Annotated in this window: 17 protein-coding genes; 14 read left to right on the top strand and 3 right to left on the bottom strand. The window is 69.2% G+C overall.

The genetic code is table 11. The features are described from left to right. Positions 1 to 48: 48 nt before the first annotated feature. The 14 genes from CJ301_RS08335 (at position 49) to CJ301_RS08270 (ending at position 13442) form a co-directional block, all read left to right on the top strand. Positions 49 to 2343 (top strand): bifunctional salicylyl-CoA 5-hydroxylase/oxidoreductase, encoded by a 2295-nt coding sequence (locus CJ301_RS08335; protein ID WP_099276245.1) that lies wholly within the window; start codon positions 49 to 51, stop codon positions 2341 to 2343. Further along, positions 2343 to 3101: an SDR family NAD(P)-dependent oxidoreductase gene (locus tag CJ301_RS08330; RefSeq protein WP_099276243.1), complete on the top strand. Its 759-nt coding sequence runs from the start codon at positions 2343 to 2345 to the stop codon at positions 3099 to 3101. The genes CJ301_RS08335 and CJ301_RS08330 overlap by 1 nt, the downstream gene beginning before the upstream one ends. Continuing rightward, positions 3098 to 3559 carry a MarR family winged helix-turn-helix transcriptional regulator gene (locus tag CJ301_RS08325; RefSeq protein WP_099276241.1) on the top strand — a complete coding sequence of 154 codons (462 nt, stop codon included), beginning with the start codon at positions 3098 to 3100 and terminating at the stop codon, positions 3557 to 3559. Before CJ301_RS08330 ends, CJ301_RS08325 begins: the two co-directional genes overlap by 4 nt. Continuing rightward, positions 3556 to 4347, top strand: a complete 792-nt coding sequence (locus CJ301_RS08320; RefSeq protein WP_099276239.1) for an enoyl-CoA hydratase family protein — start codon at positions 3556 to 3558, stop codon at positions 4345 to 4347. The genes CJ301_RS08325 and CJ301_RS08320 overlap by 4 nt, the downstream gene beginning before the upstream one ends. Position 4348: 1 nt before the next feature. Next, entirely contained in the window at positions 4349 to 5521 is a 1173-nt protein-coding gene (locus CJ301_RS08315) for an acyl-CoA dehydrogenase family protein (RefSeq protein ID WP_099276237.1), read from the top strand. Positions 5522 to 5587: 66 nt separating this feature from the next. Beyond that, on the top strand, positions 5588 to 7210 hold the full coding sequence (locus tag CJ301_RS08310) for an AMP-binding protein (protein ID WP_099276235.1): 1623 nt from the start codon (positions 5588 to 5590) through the stop codon (positions 7208 to 7210). 14 nt (positions 7211 to 7224) lie between these two features. Further along, entirely contained in the window at positions 7225 to 7998 is a 774-nt protein-coding gene (gene kynA / locus CJ301_RS08305; protein WP_099276423.1) for a tryptophan 2,3-dioxygenase, read from the top strand. A 35-nt stretch (positions 7999 to 8033) separates the two neighbouring features. Then, entirely contained in the window at positions 8034 to 9170 is a 1137-nt protein-coding gene (locus tag CJ301_RS08300; protein ID WP_099276233.1) for an ABC transporter substrate-binding protein, read from the top strand. 53 nt (positions 9171 to 9223) lie between these two features. Continuing rightward, on the top strand, positions 9224 to 10144 hold the full coding sequence (locus CJ301_RS08295; RefSeq protein WP_099276231.1) for a branched-chain amino acid ABC transporter permease: 921 nt from the start codon (positions 9224 to 9226) through the stop codon (positions 10142 to 10144). Between the two features lie 44 nt (positions 10145 to 10188). Next, entirely contained in the window at positions 10189 to 11169 is a 981-nt protein-coding gene (locus tag CJ301_RS08290; protein WP_099276229.1) for a branched-chain amino acid ABC transporter permease, read from the top strand. After that, positions 11162 to 11911, top strand: a complete 750-nt coding sequence (locus tag CJ301_RS08285; protein WP_099276227.1) for an ABC transporter ATP-binding protein — start codon at positions 11162 to 11164, stop codon at positions 11909 to 11911. Before CJ301_RS08290 ends, CJ301_RS08285 begins: the two co-directional genes overlap by 8 nt. Continuing rightward, entirely contained in the window at positions 11908 to 12597 is a 690-nt protein-coding gene (locus CJ301_RS08280; RefSeq protein WP_099276225.1) for an ABC transporter ATP-binding protein, read from the top strand. The genes CJ301_RS08285 and CJ301_RS08280 overlap by 4 nt, the downstream gene beginning before the upstream one ends. Before the next feature lies 1 nt (position 12598). Next, positions 12599 to 13054 (top strand): acyl-CoA thioesterase, encoded by a 456-nt coding sequence (locus CJ301_RS08275; protein ID WP_099276223.1) that lies wholly within the window; start codon positions 12599 to 12601, stop codon positions 13052 to 13054. Beyond that, the gene (locus CJ301_RS08270) at positions 13044 to 13442 is read left to right on the top strand and encodes a RidA family protein (RefSeq protein WP_099276221.1); all 399 of its coding nucleotides are present in this window, start codon (positions 13044 to 13046) and stop codon (positions 13440 to 13442) included. Before CJ301_RS08275 ends, CJ301_RS08270 begins: the two co-directional genes overlap by 11 nt. Here CJ301_RS08270 and CJ301_RS08265 read toward each other — a convergent pair. Genes CJ301_RS08265 through CJ301_RS08255 form a run of 3 tightly spaced genes read right to left on the bottom strand, consistent with a single transcriptional unit; the run spans position 13439 to position 17065 of the window. Then, the gene (locus CJ301_RS08265) at positions 13439 to 14191 is read right to left on the bottom strand and encodes a metallophosphoesterase (RefSeq protein ID WP_099276219.1); all 753 of its coding nucleotides are present in this window, start codon (positions 14189 to 14191) and stop codon (positions 13439 to 13441) included. The genes CJ301_RS08270 and CJ301_RS08265 overlap by 4 nt on opposite strands. 37 nt (positions 14192 to 14228) lie before the next feature. Then, positions 14229 to 15803: a CRTAC1 family protein gene (locus CJ301_RS08260; RefSeq protein ID WP_254050108.1), complete on the bottom strand. Its 1575-nt coding sequence runs from the start codon at positions 15801 to 15803 to the stop codon at positions 14229 to 14231. After that, a complete protein-coding gene (locus CJ301_RS08255; protein ID WP_099276217.1) occupies positions 15800 to 17065 on the bottom strand; it encodes an ROK family transcriptional regulator in 1266 nt (421 codons plus the stop codon). Before CJ301_RS08255 ends, CJ301_RS08260 begins: the two co-directional genes overlap by 4 nt. Positions 17066 to 17184: the final 119 nt, after the last annotated feature.

Here is a 17184-nt window from a genome sequence, read left to right as displayed (position 1 = left end):
TGAATCGGACCCGCTTCTAGCCTCTCCCCATCAGCTCGGGGAGGGGCCATGAGGATCGCGTGCATCGGTGGGGGACCGGCGGGGCTCTACTTTGCCATATCGGCCAAGCTGCGCGACCCGGCGCATGAGATCGTGGTGATCGAGCGCAACCGCGCCGACGACACCTTCGGCTGGGGCGTGGTGCTCTCGGACGAGACTTTGGGCAATCTCGCGGCCAATGACGCCGTCTCGGCGGAGGCGATCCGCGCGCATTTCGCCTATTGGGACGATGTCGCCGTGGTCAAGGACGGCACCCGCATCACCTCGACCGGCCATGGCTTTTGCGGCATCGGCCGCAAGCGGCTCTTGCTGCTCCTGCAGGAGCGGGCGCGCGAGCTGGGCGTCGAGCTGCGCTTCGAGACGGAGGTGGGCAGTGCCGCGGATTACGCCGCCGATTACGATCTCGTCGTTGCCGCGGACGGTCTGAACTCGCGCACCCGGACCGAGTTCGAGGAGGTGTTCCGCCCCGAGATCGACCGTCGCCGCTGCCATTTCACATGGCTCGGCACGACCCAGACCTTCGCGGACGCCTTCACCTTCATCTTCGAGAAGACGAAGCATGGCTGGGTCTGGGCCCATGCCTACCAGTTCGAGCCGGGCACCGCGACCTTCATCGTCGAATGCGCGCCCGAGACCTTTGCGGCCTGGGGCTTCGGCGAGATGAGCCAGGACGAGTCCATCGCCATCTGCGAAGAGATCTTCCGCGAGCATCTGGGCGGCCATCCCCTGATGTCGAACGCGCGTCATATCCGCGGCTCGGCCTGGATCAACTTTCCCCGCGTGCTGTGCGAGCGCTGGTACATCGACAACATCGTGCTTCTGGGCGACGCGGCCGCGACCGCGCATTTCTCGATCGGATCGGGGACGAAGCTCGCGCTCGAATCCGCGATCGCGCTCGCGGACGAGGTGGCCCGCGCGCCCGATCTCACCACCGCTTTCGAGAGCTACGAGGAGGCGCGCCGCGTCGAGGTGCTGCGCCTGCAATCGGCGGCGCGCAATTCGATGGAATGGTTCGAGGAGGTGGAACGCTATCTCGACCTCGACCCGGTGCAGTTCAACTACTCGCTGCTGACCCGCAGCCAGCGGATCAGCCACGAGAACCTGCGCCTGCGCGATGCCGAGTGGCTGAAGGGGGCGGAGCGCTGGTTCCAGTCCCGCGCCGGGCTGCCCGAGGATGCGCCGGTGCGCGCGCCGATGTTCGCGCCCTATGCCCTGCGCGGCATGAAGCTGAAGAACCGCATCGTCGTTTCGCCCATGGCGCAATACAAGGCGGTGGAGGGCGCGCCGACCGACTGGCACCTCGTGCATCTGGGCGAGCGGGCCAAGGGCGGCGCGGGGCTCGTCTATACCGAGATGACCTGCGTTTCGGCCCAAGGCCGGATCACGCCGGGCTGCCCCGGCCTCTATGCCCCCGAACACGAGGCGGCGTGGAAGCGCATCACCGATTTCGTCCATGCCGAGACGGATGCGAAGCTCTGCTGCCAGATCGGTCATTCGGGGCGCAAGGGCTCGACCCAGCTTGGCTGGGAAGAGATGGACGCGCCGCTGAAGGACGGCAACTGGGAGACCATTTCCGCCAGCCCGATCCCGTGGTCGAAGAACAACCCGGCACCGCGCGAGATGACCCGCGCCGACATGGACGAGGTGACGGCGCAGTTCGTCGCCGCGACGGAAATGGCCGACCGCGCGGGCTTCGACATGATCGAGCTGCACGCCGCGCATGGCTATCTCGTCTCCTCCTTCATCTCGCCCGTCTCGAACCGGCGCTCGGACGAATATGGCGGGTCGCTGGAGAACCGGCTGCGCTGGCCCTTGGAAGTGTTCCGCGCGATGCGCGCGGCATGGCCCGAGGACAAGCCGATGTCGGTGCGGATCTCGGCCAATGACTGGGTCGGCGCGGATGGCGTGACACCCGACGAGGCGGTCGAGATCGCGCGCGCCTTCTCGGCGGCCGGGGCCGACCTGATCGACGTCTCGGCCGGGCAGACCAGCGTGGAGGCCAAGCCCGTCTATGGCCGGATGTTCCAGACGCCGTTCTCGGACCGCATCCGCAACGAGGCGGGCATCGCCACCATGGCGGTCGGCAACATCTACGAGGCCGACCACGTCAACTCGATCCTGATGGCCGGGCGGGCCGATCTCGTCGCCATCGCGCGGCCACACCTGGCCGACCCCTACTGGACGCTGCACACCGCGACGCAGCTCGGGGACCGGGCCGAGCGCTGGCCCGACCCCTATCTCGCCGGGCGCGACCAGGCATGGCGGCTCGCCGACAAGGCCGATCAGGCCGTGGGGCCGGTCTGATGCGGCTCGAGGGACATCACGCGCTGGTCACCGGCGGCGGCACCGGGGTGGGGCGCGCCATTGCGCGCGCGCTGGCCGCCCAAGGCGCGCGCGTCACGATCACCGGGCGGCGCGAAGCGCCGCTCGAAGAGACCGCCGGGGGGCAGGCGGGGATGGGATGGATCACGGGGGACGTGACGCGCGCGGACGACATGGCGCGCGTCGTGAAGCAGGCGTCGCAAGAGCGCGGCCCCGTGACCATCGCCATCGCCAATGCCGGCGCGGCCGAGAGCAAGCCCTTCGCCAGGACCACGGCGCAGGATCTCGACGCGATGCTCGCCGTCAACCTGCACGGCGTGTTCAACCTGTGGCAGGCCGTGCTGCCGGGGATGAAAGAGGCGGGGAAGGGACGGCTCATCGCCATCGCCTCGACCGCGGGGCTCAAGGGCTACCCTTACGTCTCGGGCTATGTTGCGGCCAAGCACGCGGTGGTGGGGCTCACCCGCGCGCTGGCGCTGGAGCTGGCGAAGACGCCGATCACCGTCAACGCGATCTGCCCGGGCTTTGCCGAGACGCCGATGCTGGAAGAAAGCATCGACAACATCGTCACCAAGACCGGGAGAAGCCGCGAGGAGGCGGCAAAGGCGCTGGCCTCGGGCAATCCGCAGGGCCGCTTCGTGCGGCCCGATGAGGTGGCCGACGCGGTGCTGTGGCTCGCGGGCGATGGGGCGAGCGCGGTGACGGGGCAGGCGATTTCGGTGTCGGGAGGCGAGACATGAGCGTGGAACTGCACGCCAAGGCGGGCAAGACGCGGCTGCGGCTGTGGCTGAAGCTATTGAAGACCTCGAACGCGGTCGAGACGGCGCTGCGCGACCGGCTGCGCACCGAGTTCGGCACCACCCTGCCGCGCTTCGACGTGATGGCGGCGCTGGCGCGCAGCCCCGAGGGGCTGAAGATGACCGAGCTGTCGCGCCGCCTGCGGGTGTCGAACGGCAATGTCACCGGCATCGTCGACCGGCTCGAAGCCGAGGGCCATGCCGAGCGCCACGCGGTCGCGGGCGACAGGCGGGCGATGGAGGTCCGGCTCACCGGCCGGGGCCGCGCGCATTTCGGCACGCTGGCCACCGCGCATGAGGAATGGGTCAACGAGCTGATGGGCGCGATCCCCGAGGCCGAGGCCGCGCGGATCATGGACGGTCTCGACCATGTCGCCCGCGATCTGGAGGAGAAGCAATGAGCGCGCATTTCAAGCTGGAGCGCGAAGGCGCGGTCGCCGTGGTCCGGCTCGACCGGCCCGAGCGCAAGAACCCCTTCACCTTCCAAAGCTACGCCGCGCTGCGCGACTGGTTCCGCGATCTGACCTCGGACGACGAGACCCACGCGGTGGTCATCGCCCCCAATGGCGGCAATTTCAGCTCGGGCGGCGATGTCGAGGACATCATCGGCCCGCTGACCGAGATGGACATGAAGGGGCTTTTGGGCTTCACCCGGATGACCGGCGATCTGGTGAAGGCGATGCTGACCTGCGGCAAGCCGATCGTGGCGGCGGTGGATGGCGTGGCGGTCGGCGCGGGCGCGATCCTCGCCATGGCCTCCGACATCCGGCTCGCCACGCCGGAGGCGAAGACCGCGTTCCTGTTCAACCGGGTGGGCCTTGCGGGCTGCGACATGGGCGCCTGCGCGATGCTGCCGCGCATCATCGGTCAGGGGCGGGCGGCGGAGCTGCTCTATACCGGCCGCGCGATGAGCGCCGATGAGGGCGAGCGGTGGGGCTTTTACAACCGTCTCGTCGGCGCGCATGAGCTGGAGGCCGAGGCGCTGAAGCTGGCAAGCCGCATCGCCCAAGGCCCGCGCTTTGCCAACATGATGACCAAGACCATGCTCTTGCAGGAATGGGACATGGGGCTGGAGCGGGCGATCGAGGCCGAGGCGCAGGCGCAGGCGATCTGCATGGCAACCGAGGATTTCCGCCGCGCCTACCGCGCATTCATGGCAAAGGAAAAACCCGTCTTCGAGGGGGACTGACATGGCCGACAAGAGCTATCTCGACTGGCCCTTCCTCGAAGAGAAGCACCGCGAGCTGTCCGAGGCGCTGGAGCGCTGGGCCGGGCGGCGTCTGTCGGGCATCGACCACGCCGACACCGACGCGGCCTGCCGCGACCTCGTGGCGCGGCTGGGGCAGGGCGGCTGGCTGCAGCACGCGGCCTCCGAAAGCGGCGCGCTCGACGTGCGCAGCCTGTGCCTGATCCGCGAGACGCTGGCACGCCATGACGGGCTCGCCGATTTCGCCTTTGCCATGCAGGGGCTGGGCTCGGGCGCGATCACGCTCTTTGGCTCGGATGCGCAAAAGGCCGAATGGCTGCCCGCGGTGCGCGAGGGGCGCGCCATTTCGGCCTTTGCGCTGACCGAGCCGCAATCGGGCTCGGACGTCGCCAATATCGCCATGACGGCGCGGCGCGAGGGCGACGACTGGGTGCTCGACGGCGAGAAGACATGGATCTCGAATGGCGGCATCGCGGATTTCTACACCGTCTTCGCCCGCACCGGCGAGGGGCCGGGCGCCAAGGGGCTGTCGGCCTTCATCGTGCCCGCCGACACGGCCGGACTCGGCGTCGCCGAGCGGCTGGAGACGGTCGCGCCGCACCCGCTGGCGCGGCTGTCCTTCGATGGGGTGCGGCTGCCCGGGGACGCCATCATCGGCGAGCCGGGGCAGGGCTTTCGCATCGCCATGTCGGTGCTCGACGTGTTCCGCTCCACGGTGGCGGCGGCGGCGTTGGGTTTCGCCCGCCGCGCGATGGATGCGAGCTTGGACCGGGCCGGGAGCCGCGAATTGTTCGGCGCGCCGCTGTTCGAGATGCAGATGGTGCAGGGCCACATCGCCGAGATGGCGCTTGGCATCGATGCGGGCGCGCTGCTGACCTACCGCGCGGCGTGGATGAAGGACATGGGCGCGCCGCGGGTCAGCCGCGAGGCGGCGATGGCCAAGCTGTTCTCGACCGAAGAAGCGCAGAAGATTATCGACGCGGCGGTGCAGATCCATGGCGGCGACGGCGTGCGGTCGGGCTCTGTGCCCGAGACGCTCTACCGCGAGATCCGCGCGCTCAGGATCTACGAGGGCGCGAGCGACGTGCAGAAGATCATCATCGCCCGCGCGGCCATGGCCGCGCATGACCAGAGCGAAGCGGCGCACGGGACATAGGGACAAGGGACCGCGCTGCCGGGGAAGGGGAGAGCCCCGGCGGTGCGGATCAGGGAGGACGAAAAGATGCTGGGACCGACGGCGCATGAGGACAGCTTCTCGCGCGACAACCTGCCGCCATTCGATCAGTGGCCCGAGTTGCTGCTCGAGGGCTTCGACTATCCCGAGCGGCTCAATGCCGGGGTCGAGCTGTGCGACCGGCTGGTCGAGCAGGGGCATGGCGACCGCACCGCGCTCATCGGCAATGGCCGCAGGCGCAGCTACAAGGAGCTGATGGACTGGACCAACCGCATCGCGCGGGTGCTGGTCGAGGATTATGGCGTCAAACCCGGCAACCGGGTGCTGATCCGTTCGGCCAACAACCCGGCGATGGTCGCCTGCTGGCTGGCCGCGACCAAGGCGGGCGCGGTGGTGGTCAACACCATGCCGATGCTGCGCGCGGGCGAGCTGTGCAAGATCGTCGAGAAGGCCGAGGTGAGCCTTGCCTTGTGCGACACGCGGCTGATGGACGAGATGGTCGCCTGCGCCAAGCGCAGCCCGCATCTGGCCAAGGTGGTGAGCTTCGACGGCACCGCCAATCACGACGCGGAGCTCGACCGCGCGGCGCTCGACAAGCCGGTGACGTTCGAAGCGGTGCAGACGGGCCGCGACGACGTGGCGCTTCTGGGCTTCACCTCCGGTTCGACCGGCGTGCCCAAGGCCACGATGCATTTCCACCGCGACATCCTGATCATCGCGGATGGCTACGCGAAGGAGGTCTTGGGCGTCACCCCGGACGACGTCTTCGTCGGCTCGCCGCCCCTGGCCTTCACCTTCGGGCTCGGTGGCCTCGCGGTGTTCCCGCTGCGCTTCGGGGCGGCGGCGACGCTTCTGGAGACGGCCTCGCCGCCCAACATGGTCGAGATCATCGAGAAGTATAAGGCGACCGTCTGCTTCACCGCGCCGACCGCCTACCGCGCCATGCTGCGCGCGATGGATGAGGGCGCGGACCTGTCATCCCTGCGCTGCGCCGTTTCGGCGGGCGAGACGCTGCCCGCGCCGGTCTATCACGAATGGATGGAAAAGACCGGCAAGCCGATGCTCGACGGGATCGGCGCGACCGAGCTTCTGCACATCTTCATCACCAATCGTCTCGACGACAGCCACCCGGGCTGCACCGGGCGGCCCGTCACGGGCTACGTCGCACGCGTCGTCGATGACGAGATGAACGAGGTGCCGCGCGGGACGGTCGGGCAATTGGCGGTCAAGGGGCCGACCGGCTGCCGCTATCTCGCCGACGAGCGGCAGCGCGAGTATGTGCATGACGGCTGGAACCTCACCGGCGACGCCTTCGTGCAGGACGAGGAAGGGCGGTTTCACTTCGCCGCGCGCTCCGACGACATCATCCTCTCGGCGGGCTACAACATCGCCGCGCCCGAGGTCGAGGCGGCGCTCCTGTCGCATGACGCGGTCGCGGAATGCGCGGTGGTCGGCGCGCCCGACCCCGATCGCGGGCAGATCGTGCAGGCGCATGTGGTGCTGGCCGAGGGGGAGGAGCGCTGCGACGCGATGGTCAAGCTCTTGCAGGACCACGTGAAGGCGCAGATCGCGCCCTACAAGTATCCCCGCAGGGTCGTCTTCTGCGACGCGCTGCCCAAGACCGAGAGCGGCAAGATCCAGCGTTTCCGCCTGCGCGAGGAGGCGAAGTGACCGACGATCCCGTCATGCAGTTCGAGGACAAGATGTCCTACACGGATTATCTCGGCCTCGACGCCGTGCTGACCGCGCAGCATCCGCGCACGGACCAGCATGACGAGATGCTGTTCATCGTGCAGCATCAGGTGACCGAGCTTTGGATGCGGCTGGCGCTGCACGAGCTGGACGCGGCCCGCAACGCCATTGCCGAGGACCGGCTGCGCCCGGCCTTCAAGATGCTGACCCGCGTGGCGCGGATCTTCGAGCAGATGAACGCGGCATGGGACGTGCTGCGCACCATGACGCCGAGCGAATACACAAGCTACCGCGACGCGCTCGGGCAGTCCTCGGGCTTCCAGTCGTGGCAATACCGGCTGATCGAGTTCACCGTCGGCAACCGCAACGAGAAGATGCTCGGCCCGCATGAGCATCGCCCCGACATCGTGGAACAGCTGCGCGCCGAGCTGGCGCGGCCGAGCCTCTACGACACCGCCATCGGCTGTCTTGCGCGCGCGGGCTTCGACGTGCCCGAGGCGGCGACGCATCCCGACGACCGGGTCATGGCGGCATGGACCGAGGTTTACCGCGACCCCGAGACGCATTGGCCGCTCTACGAGCTGGCCGAGAAGCTCGTCGATTTCGAGGACTACTTCCGCCGCTGGCGCTTCAACCACGTGACCACGGTGGAGCGGGTCATCGGCTTCAAGCGGGGCACGGGGGGCACCGGCGGCGTGAGCTACCTCAAGCGGATGCTTGAAATCGAACTCTTTCCAGAGCTTTGGCACTTGCGTACCAATCTATGACCGGCACCAAGACCGGCATCCACAGGGAGACGAGAATGACCAAGTATCTGACGACGACCGCGCTGGCGCTGTCGATGATCGGCGGGGCCGCCATGGCCGAGCCGGTGAAGGTCGGCATGATCACCACGCTGTCGGGCGGTGGCGCCAGCCTCGGCATCGACACGCGCGACGGCTTCATGCTGGCGGTCGAGGAGGCGGGCAACCCCGATCTGGAGGTCCATATCGAGGACGACCAGCGGAAACCGGAGGTGGCGGTGCAGCTCTCCGACGAGCTGATCCAGTCCGAGGAGGTCGACATCCTGACCGGCATCGTCTGGTCGAACCTCGCCATGGCGGTGGTGCCGGGTGCGGTGCGTCAGGGCAAGTTCTACCTTTCGACCAACGCCGCGCCCTCGCAGCTCGCCGGCAAGGGCTGCCACGAGAACTACTTCTCGGTCTCCTACCAGAACGACAATTTGCACGAGGCGGCGGGGCAATACGCCACCGACGAAGGCTATGGCCGCATGTTCATCATGGCGCCGAACTACCCCGCCGGTCAGGACAGCCTGTCGGGCTTCAAGCGTTTCTACGAGGGCGAGGTGGCGAGCGAGGTCTACACCCAGCTCGGCCAGACCGACTACGCCGCCGAGATCGCGCAGATCCGCGACAGCGATGCCGACGCGCTGTTCTTCTTCCTGCCGGGCGGCATGGGGATTTCCTTCATGAAGCAATGGGCCGAGGCGGGGATCGACATGCCGGTCGTGGGCCCGGCGTTTTCCTTCAGCCAGGACATCCTGCCCGCCATCGGCGAGGCGGCGATCGGCGTGAAGAACACCGCGCAATGGTCGAAGGATCTCGACAACGAGGCGAACGCCCAGTTCGTCGAGGCGTTCGAGGAGAAATACGACCGTCTGCCCTCGCTCTACGCGGCGCAGGGCTACGACACGGCGCGGCTGATCCTCGCGGCGATGGAGAAGGCCGACGTCTCGGACGCCGACGCCTTCCGCGAGGCGGTCCGCTCGGCCGAGTTCGACAGCGTGCGCGGCGATTTCGCCTTCGGGCCGAACCAGCACCCGGTGCAGGACATCTATGTCCGCGAGGTGATCTCCGAGGACGGGACGCTCACCAACAAGATCGCCGCCACGGCGATGGAAGACCGCGGCGACGCCTACGCCGAAGAGTGCAAGATGTGATCCGCGGCGGCGGGCCTTCGCGCCCGCCGCACCCCCATTGAGAGGCGCCGCCGATGTCGATGATCCTGCTGATCGAACAGCTTCTGAACGGGCTCCAGTCCGGGCTGATGCTGTTTCTCATGGCCGCCGGGCTGACGCTCGTTTTCGGCGTCATGGGGCTGATCAACCTCGCGCATGGCTCGCTCTACATGGTCGGCGCATTCGCCTGCGCGGGCGTGGCGGCGGCGACCGGCTCCTTCTGGCTCGGCCTCGCCGCCTCGATCGCGGCGGCGGCGGCGGCGGGCGCGATCGTCGAGATCGCGGTGATCCGCAGGCTCTACCGGCGCGACCATCTCGACCAGGTGCTCGCCACCTTCGCGCTCATCCTCATCTTCTCGGAAGGCACGCGCTGGCTCTACGGCTCCTTCCCGCTCTATCTCAACGTGCCCGACGCGCTGTCGGGCAGCGTCACCCTGCCGGGCGGCATCCGCTATTCGCTGTTCCGCCTCGCCATCATCGGCGCGGGGCTTCTCGTCGCCGTCGGGCTGTTCCTGCTGATCGGCAAGACGCGGATCGGCGTGCAGGTCCGCGCGGGCGAGGCCGACCGCGAGATGATCGCGGCGCTCGGCGTCGACATCCGCCGGCTCTACACGCTGGTCTTCGCGCTCGGCGCGGCGCTGGCGGGCATGGCCGGCGCGCTGGTCGGCACGATCCAGTCGGTGCAGGTCGGCATGGGCGAGCCGGTGCTGATCCTCGCCTTCGTGGTGATCGTCATCGGCGGCATCGGCTCGATCAAGGGCGCGCTCGTCGGCGCGCTGCTGGTGGGGCTCACCGACACGATGGGGCGGGTGCTGCTGCCCTCGCTCTTCGATCTCTTCATGGAGACCTCGGCGGCCACGAGCGTCGGCGCGGCGCTGGCCTCGATGGCGATCTACATCCTGATGGCGCTGGTGCTGATCGTGAAGCCCGGCGGGCTGTTCGGGGCGCGGGCATGAGCGCGGCGGAAATGACAGCGATGCCCGAGGGGCGGGGAGGGCGCATGAACCGCGCGCAGATCGTCAACGCGGCGCTGGCGCTGGGGCTGTTGGGCTTCGGCCTCGGGGCCTGGGCGATGGGCGAGACCTTTCTCGTGACGCTGGCGACCAAGGTCGCGATCCTCGCCATCGCGGGGGCCGGGCTCAACCTCGTTCTGGGTTTCGGCGGGCTCGTCTCCTTCGGCCACGCCGCCTATTTCGGGCTGGGCGGCTACACCGCCGGCATCCTCGCGCATCACGCGCTGAACTACACGGCGATGTTCGAATGGCCCTTCGTCTACGAGGGCACCACCTCGATGCCGGTGATCTGGATCACCGCCATGCTCATCGGCGCGCTGGCCGCGCTCATGATCGGGGCGCTGTCGCTCAGGACCACGGGCGTCTATTTCATCATGATCACGCTCGCCTTCGGGCAGATGATCTTCTACTTCGCCATCTCCTGGCCCGCCTATGGCGGCGAGGACGGGCTGCCGATCTACGTGCGCAACGGCTTTCCGGGGCTGAACACGCTCGACCCGGTGCAGTTCTTCGGCCTCGTCTGCGCGGTGCTCTTCGCGGTGCTGGGGCTGATCGCCATGCTGGCGCATTCGCGCTTCGGCCTCGCGCTTCAGGCGGCACGGCAGAACCGGCAGCGGCTCATGGCGGTGGGCATCCGTCCGGGCGGCGTGCTGCTGGTGGCCTTCGTCATCTCGGGCGCGATCACCGCGCTCGCGGGTGCGCTTTACGCCGATCTCAACCGCTTCGTCAGCCCGTCGATGCTGTCATGGCACCTCTCGGGCGAGCTGCTGGTCTTCCTGATCCTCGGCGGCACGGGGCGGCTGTTTGCGCCGCTGGCGGGCGCCGGGCTCTACATCGCGCTCGAACATCTTCTGGGGGGCGTGAGCGATCACTGGCAGTTCTTCTTCGGGCTGCTGCTGCTCGGTGTTGTGCTGTTCGCGCGCGGCGGCGTCATCGGCTTTCTCGCGGGGGGCAAGCGCCATGGCTGATCCGATCCTCGACATTCGCGGCCTGTCCAAGAGCTTCGGCGCATTGAAGGCGACCGACGACGTGACGCTCGACCTGCGGCCGGGCGAGATCCACGCGCTGATCGGGCCGAACGGCGCGGGCAAATCGACGCTGATCAAGCAGATCTCGGGCGAGATCGCGCCCGATGCGGGCGAGGTGCGGCTGCGCGGGCGCTCGCTTTCGGGCATCGATGCGGCGGGACGCGCGCGCATGGGCATGGCGCGCAGCTTCCAGGTCTCCTCGGTCGCGCCCGAGTTCAGCGTGTTGCAGAACGTCGTGCTCGCCGCCCAAGGCGCGTCGGGCGCCACGTTCCGCTTCTTCCGCCCCGTGATGCGCGATGCGGGGCTTCTGGAGACCGCGCGCGACTGTATCGCGCAGGCGGGGCTTTCGGGGCGCGAGACAGTTCCCGCGGCGGAGCTGGCGCATGGCGAGCGGCGCAAGCTGGAGATCGCGATGGCGCTGGCGCTTCGCCCCGCCTTGTTCCTGCTCGACGAGCCGATGGCGGGGATGGGGACGGAAGGGGCGACCGCGCTGGGCGACCTGCTCGACGCTTTGCGCCACCGCGCGCCGATCCTGCTGGTGGAGCACGACATGGACGCGGTGTTCCGGCTTTCGGACCGGGTCTCGGTGCTGGTTTACGGCCGCGTCATCGCCACCGGCACGCCGGACGAGATCCGGACCGACCGGGAGGTGCAGCGGGTCTATCTGGGGGAGGAGGCATGAGCGCGCTTCTGGAAGTCGAGGATCTGCACGCGGCCTATGGCGCGAGCCAGGCGCTGTTCGGCGTGTCGCTCAGGGTCGAGGAGGGGCAGGCGCTGGCGCTGATGGGCCGCAACGGCATGGGCAAGACCACGACCATCGCCTGCATCACCCGGATGATGGCGGCGAAGGCCGGGCGCATCTCCTTCGCGGGCCGCGACCTCGGGCGGCTCCCGTCGCACAAGGCGGCACGGCTGGGGCTGGGGCTGGTGCCCGAGGGGCGGCGCGCCTTCGCGGGGCTCACGGTGCGCGAGAACCTGATGGCCGCCGCGCGCAAGGGGGAGTGGAGCTTCGAGAAGGTCTGCGAGCTGTTCCCGCGCCTTGCCGAGCGCGCGGGCCAGCGGGCCGAGACGCTTTCGGGCGGCGAGCAGCAGATGCTGGTGATCGGCCGCGCGCTGATGACCAACCCGCGGCTTTTGATCCTCGACGAGGCGACCGAGGGGCTCGCCCCCGTGGTGCGGGCCGAGATCTGGGCCGCGATCCGCGAACTCAAGGCGCGCGGTCAGTCGATTCTCGTGGTGGACAAGTCGCTGCGCGAACTGGCGACGGTGGCCGATGACTGCGTCGTTCTGGAGCGCGGGCGCGATGTCTGGCACGGGGCCCCCGCGGCGCTTTCGGGCGATCTCGCGCAGCGTTACCTCGGAGTTTGAGATGTCCTTCACCACCACGCGCAAGGTGCGGTTCGAGCATTGCGACCCGGCGGGGATCGTCTTCTACCCGCGCTATTTCGAGATGCTGAACGCCTGCATCGAGGACTGGTTCGACGCGCGGCTCGGCCACAGCTTCGGCGCGATCCACGTCACCGGCGGCCATGCCGTGCCGACGGCGCGCTGCGAGGTGCGCTTCAGCGCGCCGAGCCGGATCGAGGACAGGCTGACGCTGACGCTCCGGCCCGTGCGGCTCGGGCGCTCCAGCCTCGATCTCAAGATCGGAATTACCAGCGAGGGAGAGACGCGGCTGCAGGCCGATTTCACCCTCGTTCATGTCGCGCAGGCGACGGGCCGCCCGGTGGGCTGGCCCGAACCGCTGCGCCGCGCCATCGAGACCGAGATCGCCCGCGCGGGCGATGCATCAACGACCGAAGGAGGGCCCCCGCATGGCTCATGAGATCATCCACCCCGAGGGCTGGGCCCCGGCCAAGGGTTATGCCAATGGCGTGATGACGCCCGAGGGGCATCTCTTCATCGGCGGCCAGATCGGCTGGACCGCGGAACAGGTGTTCGAAAGCCATGATTTCATCGGCCAGATGGAGCAGGCGCTGCGCAATATCCTCGCCATCATCGAGGCGGCGGGCGGCGGGCCGGAGCACATCACCCGGCTGACATGGTTCGTGATCGACAAGGCCGAGTATCTGGCGCGGCAGAGGGAGGTCGGGCAGGCTTACCGCCGGGTTCTGGGCCGCAACTTCCCGGCGATGACGATGGTCATCGTCGCCGGGCTGGTCGAGGACGAGGCGCTGGTGGAGATCGAGGCGACGGCGGCGATCCCGCGCTAGGCGTCCGGTTCGGGGCGCAGCGGCACGCGCCCTTCGGGCGTCAGCAGCCAGATCTCGCGCCCCTCGATCACCGCCGCGGCGAGCGGGCGGCCATAGGCCGCGCCGCCGTCGAGATCGACGCGGTTGCCGAAATGGCGCGGGCGCTCCAGCGCGGTGTGGCCATGCACCACGAGCGGGCCGTGGTCGCGCGTGTCTTCGAGCCAGCCCTTGCGGATCCAGACGAGGTCGTCCTCGGTCTGGGCGCTCAGCGCCACGCCGGGGCGCAGCCCGGCATGGACGAAGAGCGCCTCGCCCCGGGCGTGAAACAGCGGCAGCGCGGCGAGGAAATCGCGATGCGCGCGCGGCACCTTCTCCACGGCCTCGCGGTGCACCTCGTAGAGGTCGCGCCCCTCGACCGGGGCGACGCCGTAGCTTTCCAGCGTGGTGTCGCCGCCCAGGCGTGGGTTGAGCCAGCCCAGATCCTCGCGCAGGCAAGGATCGTGCCAGTCGGGATCGTCGAGAAAGTTGCGGAACATCCGGTCGTGATTGCCGAGGATGACGATCCAGGGCGCGCCGTTCCCGATCCCGTCGATCAGGATCTCGATCACGCCCCGGCTGTCGGGGCCGCGATCGGTCAGGTCGCCCAGATGGATCACCGGGCTCGTCGCGTCGCCTTCGCGGATGCGGTCGGCGGCGATGAGGTCATGCGCCGCCCGAAGCTTTTCGGGGTGGCCGTGGATGTCGCCGATGGCGTAGCTGCGTGTGCTCATGCGACCGAGCCTAGCGCCGGGGTCGGCAGGGGCAAGATCAGCCGGGCAGGGCGGCGCGGTCGAGCGTGACGATGCGGTCGGCCTCGACCTGATGAGGCCCGGTGCGCGTGCCGTCGGGCCATTCGACGGTGACACGGGCGCGCGTCGCCGCCCCCAGCCCGACATGGATCGGCCCGAGCCGTCCGCCCGCATGGCCGCCGCCGATGCTTCGCTGCAGCACCTGCCGCCCGGCTTCGGTCTCGATGGTCACCACCGCGCCGATGGCGTCGCGGTTGCCGCCCGGCTGGGCAAGGTCGAGGCCGAGCCAGTGGCCGGTGCCTCGGCTCACGTTGCGCCACAGCTCGATGGCTGCGCGGCGGTTGACGACGACGAGGTCGAGCCGCCCGTCGCCGTCGAAATCCGCGAGCGCCGCGCCGCGCGCGCGTTCGGTGGTGGCAATCCCGGCTGCGATGGAGGCTTCGGCGAAGGTGCCGTCGGGCCGCTGCATCAGCAGGTTGTTGGGGTCGCGCATGGCATTGGTCGGCATCTGGTCGACATTGCCCTTGGCGATGAAGAGATCGGCGCGCCCGTCATTGTCGATATCGCCGAACTCGGCGTGCCAGCCGGTCGAGGGGCGGCCATCATCGCCCAGATGCGGACGCTGCGCGTAGGAGCCGATGGAGAAGGGGGCGGCGGTATAGGAGCCATCGGGTTGCGCCAGTTGCAAAAGCTGGTCGCCCATGGAGGTGAGCATCACCTCGTCGCGCCCGTCGCCGTCGAGATCGCGGCTGGCGATGCCCATGCCCCAGAGCGCGACGGTGGGCCAGCCATCGGCTTCGGACAAAAATCGCCGCTCGGCAATATCCCACATCTGCTCATGCCCGCCGCGCACATAGTAGTGCCGGTCGTTGGAGATGCGCAGCGCGGCCTGCCCGCGCGCATCGCGCGCCGCCAGCATGGAGAGCGCGCAGAAGCCGGGAGCGAGGGTCTCGGCCCGCCAGCCTTCATCGGTGGGCCGCAGTATCGCGTTGTCATCGCAAGCCTCGAAGGGGCCCTCGGGATCGTCGCGGTCGACGTAATTGCCGACCGCCATGACGGGCCGCCCGTCATCCTCCCACCATGCGGTGAAGGCGGTGCTCCATGCGTCGCCCGGGGGCAGGCCCATCGCCCCGGTCGCCTCCTCGAAGCGGCAATCGCCGAGGCCGCGCAGGAGCCGGTTCGGCCCGGCGCGCAAGACGAAGAGATCGGGGTGGCCATCGGCATCGGCGTCGATCGGATAGGCGCCGGTGACGCCGGTGAGATCGGGCAGGGGCACGGGCGCGAAATCGAACTCCCCGCGGTTGCGCCACAGCCGGGCCGGGCTCTCGCCGCCGGCGGCGAAGATGTCGGGCCGGGCATCGCCGTCGCAATCCATGACGGCGACGCCGCCGCCGACGAAATGGGTCCAGCCGCCGGTGTATTTATGCGCGCCGAGCGTGGCGGAGCGGTCTTCGAAGCGCGGCTCGGCCACCACGCCCCCGGCGGCGAGAAGGGCCGCGAGGCACAGCAGCGCGCCTGCCGTTTCATCTTTCCGAAAATACGCAAATCCCCCGGGCCGCGCCATGCGCCGCGCCTGCCGGTCGGGCGCGCTCATGCCGCCCGCGCCCCGGCGAGCACCGTCCCGGTCACGGCGGCCAGCGCCAGCGCGCTTGCCCCGCGGGCCCAGACGAGATCGCCCCAGGCGTGGATCTCGACCCGGGCGGGCATGCGCCCCTCGACGAGGGTCAGCGCGCTCATTTCCGCCAGCACCTCCTCGGCATAGAGATAGTCGTAGCGCATCCGTTCGCCCGACAGGATGATCAGTTCGGGGTCGAAGATCTGGATCACGTTGGACAGGCCGAGCGCGAGGTAGCGGCCCGCGCGGTCGAAGATCGAGCGGGCCGCGCGGTTGCCCGCCTTGGCCTCGGCATAGAGCGCATCGAGCATGACCTGCGGGCTTTGCGGCGCGCGGGCCAGCGCGGTCGCCGCCTCGCGCGCCAGCGCGTAATCGGCGACATAGGCTTCGAGGCAGCCGCGCTTGCCGCAGCGGCACAGCGCGCCGTCGAGCTGGACCTTGGTGTGGCCGAGCTCCAGCCCCATGCTGCGTTCGCCGCGATAGAGGCGGTTGTCGATGACGAGCCCCATGCCGAGCCCGTGCTCGATGGTGACCACCGCGAAATCCGACCGTTCGCGCCCGGCGCCGAACCACAGCTCGGCCAGGGTCAGCATGTTGGCGTCGTTGTCGATGATCACCGGCAGGCCGAAGCGGCGGCTGGCCTCGGGGCCGAGCGGCATGTCGGGGCCCAGATGCGGCGACCACAGCACCGTGCCTGTTTCGTGGTCGACCATGCCCGACAGGCCGACGCCGACGGCGAGCAGCTCTTCCCGCGCCCGGCCCGCCCGGGTCAGCACCGCCTCGATCAGCGCGCCGATCTCGTCGCAGGTCTGGTCGAGCGAGCGCCGCATCGGCGGGGCGGGGCGGGCGGCATCGGCGAGGATCGTGCCCGCGAAATCGACCAGCACGGCGGTGTTGCGTTCATCGGAGATCTTGATCCCGATGACCAGCCGCCCTTCGGCCACGAGTTCGAGCGCGACGCGGGGCCGCCCGCGCGTGGTGGTGGCGGGGCTGACGTTCTCGACCTCGCGCAGCAGCCCCATGGCGATGAGCTCCGAGGTCAGCGTGGTGACCGAGCCTGCGCTGATCCCGAGCGCGCGGCTGATCTCGGCACGGGCGACGCGGCCCTGGGCGCGGACATGTTCGAGGATCTGCTGGCGCAATGGCCGCACCTCGCGCTGGGCGCCGGGCAGCAGCGGGCCGACCCCCTGTGGCGGGGCGGTCACGGATCCGGCCGGATCGGCCTCAGGCGAGCCTGTCATAGTTCAGTCCCCGAATTATCTATCGGCGGCGTCAGCCGGATCGCGGCGAAATATCCCGCTCCCCTGCCGCTCGACGCCGATTGTTACCGATACTTCGGCCTTCATGGCAAAATATATTT

Origin of the sequence: Limimaricola cinnabarinus, from assembly GCF_002723615.1 — a bacterium.
Classification (GTDB): Bacteria; Pseudomonadota; Alphaproteobacteria; order Rhodobacterales; family Rhodobacteraceae; genus Limimaricola; species Limimaricola cinnabarinus_B.
Note: the sequence above shows the minus strand (reverse complement) of the source record. Positions and strands in the feature narration are given on the sequence as shown.

Coding starts and splice junctions, on each gene's coding strand:
- CJ301_RS08285 (WP_099276227.1), top strand. CDS start 11,162: ATGGCTGATCCGATCCTCGACATTCGCGGCCTGTCCAAGAGCTTCGGC.
- CJ301_RS08270 (WP_099276221.1), top strand. CDS start 13,044: ATGGCTCATGAGATCATCCACCCCGAGGGCTGGGCCCCGGCCAAGGGT.
- CJ301_RS08290 (WP_099276229.1), top strand. CDS start 10,189: ATGAACCGCGCGCAGATCGTCAACGCGGCGCTGGCGCTGGGGCTGTTG.
- CJ301_RS08300 (WP_099276233.1), top strand. CDS start 8,034: ATGACCAAGTATCTGACGACGACCGCGCTGGCGCTGTCGATGATCGGC.
- CJ301_RS08330 (WP_099276243.1), top strand. CDS start 2,343: ATGCGGCTCGAGGGACATCACGCGCTGGTCACCGGCGGCGGCACCGGG.
- CJ301_RS08265 (WP_099276219.1), bottom strand. CDS start 14,191: ATGAGCACACGCAGCTACGCCATCGGCGACATCCACGGCCACCCCGAA.
- CJ301_RS08275 (WP_099276223.1), top strand. CDS start 12,599: ATGTCCTTCACCACCACGCGCAAGGTGCGGTTCGAGCATTGCGACCCG.
- CJ301_RS08310 (WP_099276235.1), top strand. CDS start 5,588: ATGCTGGGACCGACGGCGCATGAGGACAGCTTCTCGCGCGACAACCTG.
- CJ301_RS08280 (WP_099276225.1), top strand. CDS start 11,908: ATGAGCGCGCTTCTGGAAGTCGAGGATCTGCACGCGGCCTATGGCGCG.
- CJ301_RS08320 (WP_099276239.1), top strand. CDS start 3,556: ATGAGCGCGCATTTCAAGCTGGAGCGCGAAGGCGCGGTCGCCGTGGTC.
- CJ301_RS08325 (WP_099276241.1), top strand. CDS start 3,098: ATGAGCGTGGAACTGCACGCCAAGGCGGGCAAGACGCGGCTGCGGCTG.
- CJ301_RS08335 (WP_099276245.1), top strand. CDS start 49: ATGAGGATCGCGTGCATCGGTGGGGGACCGGCGGGGCTCTACTTTGCC.
- CJ301_RS08315 (WP_099276237.1), top strand. CDS start 4,349: ATGGCCGACAAGAGCTATCTCGACTGGCCCTTCCTCGAAGAGAAGCAC.
- CJ301_RS08260 (WP_254050108.1), bottom strand. CDS start 15,803: ATGAGCGCGCCCGACCGGCAGGCGCGGCGCATGGCGCGGCCCGGGGGA.
- CJ301_RS08255 (WP_099276217.1), bottom strand. CDS start 17,065: ATGACAGGCTCGCCTGAGGCCGATCCGGCCGGATCCGTGACCGCCCCG.
- CJ301_RS08295 (WP_099276231.1), top strand. CDS start 9,224: ATGTCGATGATCCTGCTGATCGAACAGCTTCTGAACGGGCTCCAGTCC.
- kynA (WP_099276423.1), top strand. CDS start 7,225: ATGCAGTTCGAGGACAAGATGTCCTACACGGATTATCTCGGCCTCGAC.